Source organism: Terriglobales bacterium (genome assembly GCA_035624455.1).
GTDB lineage: Bacteria > Acidobacteriota > Terriglobia > Terriglobales > Acidobacteriaceae > DASPRM01.
The window spans coordinates 48402-55424 of sequence record DASPRM010000081.1 but is presented as its reverse complement, the minus strand read 5'-3'; the positions used below and the strand labels follow the sequence as shown (position 1 = coordinate 55424).

At 58.5% G+C, this 7023-nt stretch carries 3 protein-coding genes; 2 read left to right on the top strand and 1 reads right to left on the bottom strand.

Annotated elements, in window-relative coordinates:
- Positions 1 to 491: 491 nt before the first annotated feature.
- Positions 492 to 3332 carry a bifunctional YncE family protein/alkaline phosphatase family protein gene (locus VEG30_09185; GenBank protein ID HXZ80090.1) on the top strand — a complete coding sequence of 947 codons (2841 nt, stop codon included), beginning with the start codon at positions 492 to 494 and terminating at the stop codon, positions 3330 to 3332.
- Between the two features lie 50 nt (positions 3333 to 3382).
- On the opposite strand, the gene VEG30_09180 is transcribed toward VEG30_09185, so the two are convergent.
- Positions 3383 to 5512, bottom strand: a complete 2130-nt coding sequence (locus tag VEG30_09180; protein ID HXZ80089.1) for a S9 family peptidase — start codon at positions 5510 to 5512, stop codon at positions 3383 to 3385.
- Positions 5513 to 5836: 324 nt separating this feature from the next.
- On the opposite strand from VEG30_09180, the gene VEG30_09175 reads away from it, so the two are divergent.
- Positions 5837 to 6862 (top strand): hypothetical protein, encoded by a 1026-nt coding sequence (locus tag VEG30_09175; protein ID HXZ80088.1) that lies wholly within the window; start codon positions 5837 to 5839, stop codon positions 6860 to 6862.
- The last annotated feature ends 161 nt before the right edge of the window (positions 6863 to 7023 follow it).

Below are 7023 nucleotides of genomic sequence, written 5' to 3'. Positions count from 1 at the left end.
TCTCGTGCGTGACCAACATGGCGGCCGGTATGCTCGACCAGCCGCTCCATCACAAAGAAGTGCTTGAGACTGGAGAGCGGGTGAAGGGCCAATTCGTTGCCTTGCTGGAGGCCGTGATTCCGCAGATCGCAAAAGAGCTGGAGCCGGCTGAAAGGTGATTGCTGCGCTTCGACGGGTGGAGCAGGCCTTTAGGCGGGCATCAAGGCGCGCATAGCTTTAGCCTCTGAGGGTCTGATTCAGTACAGAGCGAGCTTCCCTCAGCGGCTGAAGCCTGGGTTATCATGCATCGCACAAGCAGGGCTGAAGCCTGCTCCACCCAAAGTCTCGCCGCCCGTGTACGCGCGCCTGCTCGGTGCCTGACCTGAGTCACAACGAACCGCGTCTTTCACGGCTTTGTAATAAAGACTCTCTATGTTGAACTGAACCTCATGAACTCCGGTCATAAATCTTCCATCTCACGCTGTGTTTTCCCAACAACGATTCTGCTCGCATTGGCTTGCGGCCTCACGCTCCTCGCCGACCAGGTTGCCAAGAAAGAAATCCATCTCCCCACCAGCAAGCTGCTCCTGTCGCCCAGTCCTGGCAATCATCAGAAGATCGGAAGTTTTCCCGGGCGCTTGACGGTCAGCCCCGACGGGCGCTACGCGGTTGTGCTCGAAATGGGTTACGGGACACTCGAATCCAATGTGCATCAGGGAATTGCTGTGCTCGACCTCGAGACCAACCAGGTCGCAGAGTTTCCCGACGACCGCCTGCCGCGCCGCGCACGCCAGAGCTACTTCCTCGGACTGGCATTCTCCACGGACGGCAAACATCTCTACGCCTCGATGGCATCGATCACCGATCCCGAAGGCAAAAAGCCCGGCAGCATCGGAAACGGAATCGCGGTGTATGCGTTTGACCGCGGCAAAGTGACCCCGGAGCGTTTTATCTCCATCGCTCCACAGAAGCTGGCCTCTGGCAAAAAAGCAGGACGGATCTCGAAAGAAGCTCCTGCTGGAACTGCAGTGCCTTATCCCGCAGGATTGGCGGTTGTGAACAGCGGGGGTGGCGAGGCCGACCGCATCCTGGTCGCCGACAATGTCTCCGATGATGCCCTGCTCATCGACTCCGCGAGCGGCAAGGTACTTCACCGCTTCGATCTCAGCACGCATCGCGACGTACCTGCCGAGTTTCCGTATACGGTGGTCGCCAGCCGCGATGGCCGCCGGGCATGGTGCAGCCTGTGGAACACATCCCAGGTCGCGGAATTGGATCTCGAGTCAGGCGCGGTCACGCGGCGAATCGAACTGCGAGCGCCAAAGTCAGAGACTGCGCCGGGATCGCATCCCAGCGAGATGCTGCTGGGTGCGGACGAGAAATGGCTCTTCGTGGCGTTGTCGAATACCGATGAAGTCGCGGTCGTCGGCACCAGCTCGGGCCGTGCGGCATTTCTCTCCACCAAACTACCCGGCCAGGAATTTTTCGGAGCCTATCCGCAAGGATTGGCGCTGAGTTCAGATAGCAAGCGCCTGTTCGTGGCCAACGCATCGCTCGATGCCGTGGCAGTGCTCGATATTTCGCACATGGGCGAGACAAGTGCCCGACCTCAGAGCGGGTCTCCCCTCGGCTTCATCCCCACCGAGTGGTATCCCACCGCCGTTGCCGTTCGCGGCGATGAACTGCTCGTTGCCTCGGCAAAAAGCGAAGGAACCGGGCCGAACTCGATGCAGGTGTCTGCGGAAGAATTTGCCTATCGCGGTTACCGTCCTTATATTGCTACTCTGCTGCACGGCTCGGTCGCGCGCATCAAGCTCGGGGATGCAGAGCAAAATCTCGCCGCGCTGAGCGGTGAGGTCCTGCGCTCCAATCTGATGGCGGAAAAACAAGCGTTCGAGATTTTTCCCGCGGGCCACAACCCCATTAAGCACGTGATCTACATCATCAAGGAGAATCGCACCTTCGACCAGATTTTGGGAGACCTGGGTGTTGGCGACGGCGATCCTTCGCTCACCATGTATGGCGCAGACATCACTCCCAACGAGCACAAGCTGGCCCGGCAGTTTGGCGTGCTCGACAATTTCTACGACAGCGGCGAGGTCTCAGGTGACGGCCACGTATGGTCAACCGCGGCCATCACCAGCGACTACACCGAAAAAACCTGGCAGATTGGCTATCGCAGCGCCGAGCGCACCTACGATTATGAAGGCGAGGTCGGCGATGAATATCCGCTGCTGAAGGGCCAGCCCGACGTCAACGAGCCTGCCACCGGCTATCTGTGGACGAACCTGGCAACGCATGGCCTGACATATCGCCACTATGGCGAATATATCTCCACCGAATGGTGCGACCAGCCGCAGGGATGGCAGTCACCCGCCGAAGGCACGCCGCAGGCGGAGGGCCTAGAGTGCAAATCGCAATTCATTGCGAAAGGCGCGCATCTTCAATCGAATGTCGGCGATCCGCCGGGCGGGGAGAGTCCCTGGCCGTGGAAGATCCCGATCATCGCGCGCAATGTTCCCACCAAACCTGAGCTGCGCGATCACTTCGATCCACGGTTCCCCGATTTTCGCCTGGAATATCCAGATCAGCTTCGCGCGGATGAATTTCTGCGAGAGTTCAAGCAGTGGAGCCTGCAGACGAAAATGACGACTTCCGAACGCGCCTGGGCTGCGCAGAGAGACGAAGAGGGACAGAGCGTGGCAGCTAGGCCGGATCGCATGCCGGCATTCATCACTCTCCGATTGGGCAACGACCACACCTCAGGAACCCGTCCAGGCAGGGCCACACCATCGGCAGCAGTTGCAGATAACGATCTCGCCCTTGGCCGCGTGGTCGATGCCGTATCACACAGCCAATATTGGGAGAACACTGCCATCTTCGTCCTGGAAGATGATGCCCAGGATGGCTCTGACCACGTTGATGCGCACCGCAGCATCGCCTTTGTGATCAGCAAATACTCACCGGGATCGAGTGACAAGCCGTTTGTCGACCACGAGTTCTATACCACGGTGAATCTGATTCACACCATGGAAGCGCTGCTTGGCTTGCCGCCGATGAACAACAACGACGCGCACGCGCCGGTGATGACTCCGCTATTTCACGGACCGGGCACACAGCCGGCCTACAGAGCCGATTATCGCAACCGCGACAATGGGCTTCTCTATCGAGTGAATACTGAGAGATCGCCGGGAGCCCGCGAGTCCAGCAAGATGGACTTTTCGCACGCCGACCGCGCGGATGCGGCCCTGCTCAATCAAATTCTCTGGCGGGACCGCATGGGCGCGAAGCCGATGCCGCTGGCGAAGCACGCTGTAATCCCTGCGGCCAAAGTCAAAGAAGATGATGATTAGTCTCGCGGCCCGATGTCCACGGGAGTTACTGACACCCTCAGCTGATCGCCTCACTTCTTCAGGTACGAATCCACCCAGTCATTCACCGTCTTGTACCAGAGCTGGCTGTTCTGTGGTTTGAGTACCCAGTGTCCTTCGTCGGGGAAATAGAGCATCTTCGAGGGCACGTTCAGCCGCTGCATAGTGGTGAATAGCTGAAAGCCTTCAGAGGCGTCCAGGCGGTAGTCCAGTTGGCCGTGAATGACGAGTGTGGGCGTCTTGAATTTGGTCGCGAAGTTGTTCGGCGACCACTTCTCATAGAGCGGGCGATTGGTCCAGGGTGTGCCTTTGAATTCCCATTCGTTGAACCAGAGTTCTTCGGTGGTGCCGTACGCGGAGATGGAGTTGAACATGCCATCGTGCGAGACGAGGCAGCGGAAGCGGTTGGTGTGGCCCAGGATCCAGTTGATCATGTAGCCACCGTAGCTCGCGCCCAGAGCGCACTCGCGCTGCTTGTCGATAAAGGGATACGTCCTCTCGGCGTAATCGAGACCGGTCATCAGATCAACATAAGCGCGCCCGCCCCAGTCTCCATTGATGTCATCAATGAACCGCTGGCCGTAACCTGTGGAGCCGCGCGGATTCACCATGATCACTACATAGCCATTGGCGGCGAATAATTCTGCGTTCCAGCGGTAGGACCAGGAATCACCCCAGGCGCCCTGCGGCCCGCCGTGAATGAGGAATTTCACAGGATACTTCTTCGAGGAATCAAAATCGGGAGGCTTGATAAGAAAGCCTTGGACTTTGGCCCGTTCCGCTCCGGTGAACCAGAACGGCTCCAGGGAAGACATCGCGATGCGGGAGAGAACGGGATCGTTGACGTGAGAAACGGCCTGCACGGGCGAGTAGCAAGATTTGGGAACTGCCGGCGTGATCGGCGCGGGACGTTCTTTTGTGCGCCCGGAATCGCAGGAGGGCTGTGCTGCCAGTTGCAAGCTGCAAATCTCGTTCGGCCGCTGCACTGACATGCAATCGAAATAGAGCGACTTGCCGTCAGGACTGATTGCGAGTGAATCGAACTCGCCGGAGGCGACCTCTTTGACGGCAGCACCATGGATGTCGGTGGTAAAAATCGGGGCCTCGCCCTGATCCTCGGCCGCAAAGTAGAGATTCTGCGAGTCGGGAGCCCAGGCATAGGCGCCAACCCACCGGTCGAAGCCCTCGGTCAGTTTGGTAATCACGCCCGTCTTCCTGTTGTAGATGACCAGGCGGAAGCGATCGCTCTCATAGCCGCCGCGTTTTTGCATGCGCCAGGCGATCCACTTGCCGTCAGGAGAATAGAGCGGGGTGGAATCGCTGCCCGGGCTGGTGCTGATCTTTTTTGCCGCGCCACCGGAGACCGGAACAATAAAGATGTCGTTATTCGTGCTGATCGCTTCTACCGGATCGTGATTGCTGGTGTAGGCGATTTCCCGTCCATCGGGTGAGAAGGAATAGTCGTCCGGCCCGCCGAGCGAAAACGGCGGGACATCGTGGTCACCGGGAGTGATATCGTGAACTGCGCCGCCGGCTGCCGGCACAACGAATAGATGGCTGCGCTTGCCGCTGAAGTAAGCGTTCCAGTGCCGGTAGAGCAGGCGAGTGAAGACGCGCGCTTTCACCTTGGATTTTGCTTTAGCTTCTTCGCGCGATTTGTTGCAGGCGTCGTCGGGACAATCGGGGTAGACCTCGGAGATGAAGAGAATCGTCTTACCGTCGGGGGACCACAGCGCACCATCGGCGCCGGTGGAAAGGGAAGTGATCTTGGTAAGATCACCAGTCAGGGAGCCGTTTGCGGAATCGAAATCCTGCACCCAGATTTGAGAAACGCCATCGCGAGCGGAGACAAAGAGGATCTCCTTGCCATCGGGCGACCAGCGGCCACGGTCCTCGCCCGGACCATTGGTGATCTGGCGGGATTCGCCGCCCGCGGCAGGAACCACCCACAGATGGGAAGTCTTGGTGTTCGGTTCGAGGTTGACATCGGCAGCGCCAAAGAGAATCCAGTGGCCATCAGGGGAAAGGATGGGATCGCCGATGCGTTTCAGCGCCATCATGTCCTCGAAGGTGAACGGATGTTTGGCTTGAGCGGCGGCGAGGGTGGTAAGCAGCAGGGCGAAGGTAAGAAGTAAAGTTACGGCGCAGGTGCTACGAAGCATGAGGTTGCGGTCTCCAGGCTGTTCTGACTTTGTAGGGATCGGGACAAAACAGGTGAGTGTAGCATTTGGACTAAGCATTCAGCGGTCAGCATTCAGCCAGATCGGTTCCCAAAACCAACTGCAGATCCCTCGCAGCCGGAAGGCTGCTCGTGATGACAACCTGCGCGCGACCTGCGGGAATGTGTCGAGCCCGACCCGTCCGGGGCGGCAGGCAAAAAGAGATCGTTGTAGGATATTAGGAGACGCCGCGAACGTCGGGCGGCCGACAACGTGGCTTTCCGCCGTTGCATCGAAGTTAATAAGTATCCAAGGTTTGATATCACCATGAAAAGAAATCATCTCGCGAACATAGTCTTCGGTCTGGGAACACTGCTCACGCTCTCCCCGATGATGGGCGCGTGGGCGCAGGACCGCGGTGAAGGCCAACTGAATCCGGCTGAGCCGAAGGGCATCACTGTCCAGGAAGTCATCCAGCGCTTTGCCGCCAAGGAAAAGGAATTCAAGCTGGCGCGCGAGCAGTACACCTATCGTCAGGATGTGCGGATCACGGAAGTCGATGATGCAGGCGAATATCGGCAGGTAGTCGACATCCTGTTTGACGACAAGGGACGCCGGAGCGAGCAGGTGGTTTTTGCCCCTCAGACAACGCTGCAAAGAATCAGCATGACCCGGGAAGATTTCGACGACATCGAAAAGCGGCTCCCCTTCGTTCTCACCTCCGACGAAATTCCGGACTACAACATCATGTTCGTTGGCCAGCAGAAGGAAGACGAGCTGAATACCTACGTGTTCGATATCTCGCCCAAGACCATCGACAAGGGGCGGAGATATTTCGAGGGCCGGATCTGGGTGGATGATCACGATTTTCAGATCGTCAAGACCTTCGGCAAGAATGTTCCTGACATCCGCGCCAAGAAGGGGCAGGAAAATCTGTTTCCCAAGTTCACCACCTATCGCGAACAAATTGATGGCAAGTACTGGTTCCCAACCTTCACCAAGGTGGACGACACGCTGCACTTTTCTAACGGGGATGTGCGTATCCGCGAAGTCGTGAAGTACACGAACTACAAGCGGTTCGGCTCGCAGATCAAGATCACCTACGAAGGCGCGGATATCGCGCCCGGGCAGAAGGCCCAGCCTCCAGATCAGAAGGCGCAAACCCAGACGCCTGCCAGTGGGCCAACATCCGCCGGAGGTTCGTCGGGCGGAACTGCATCCGGCGGAGCTTCGTCGACCGGAACTACATCCGGCGGATCTGCATCCGGGAAATCCGGCTCGAGTGCATCTCAGGTACCGATTACGACATCGGGTGGGCCGCCGCCGGCACCGGACCCAGCTCCCAAGAAGTAAAGAGTTGGATTAGCTGTCGAGCCTTGCTCGACCCGAACGGACGGGACGTCCGTTCCCACGTGGTACTTGCCACTCCGGGCGTTTTCGCTCAAATGGAAGGCTGTTTCCTCTGAGAAGCTGCAGAGAGGCTTCGCGCGCCACGCGGGCTCAGCATGACCCCA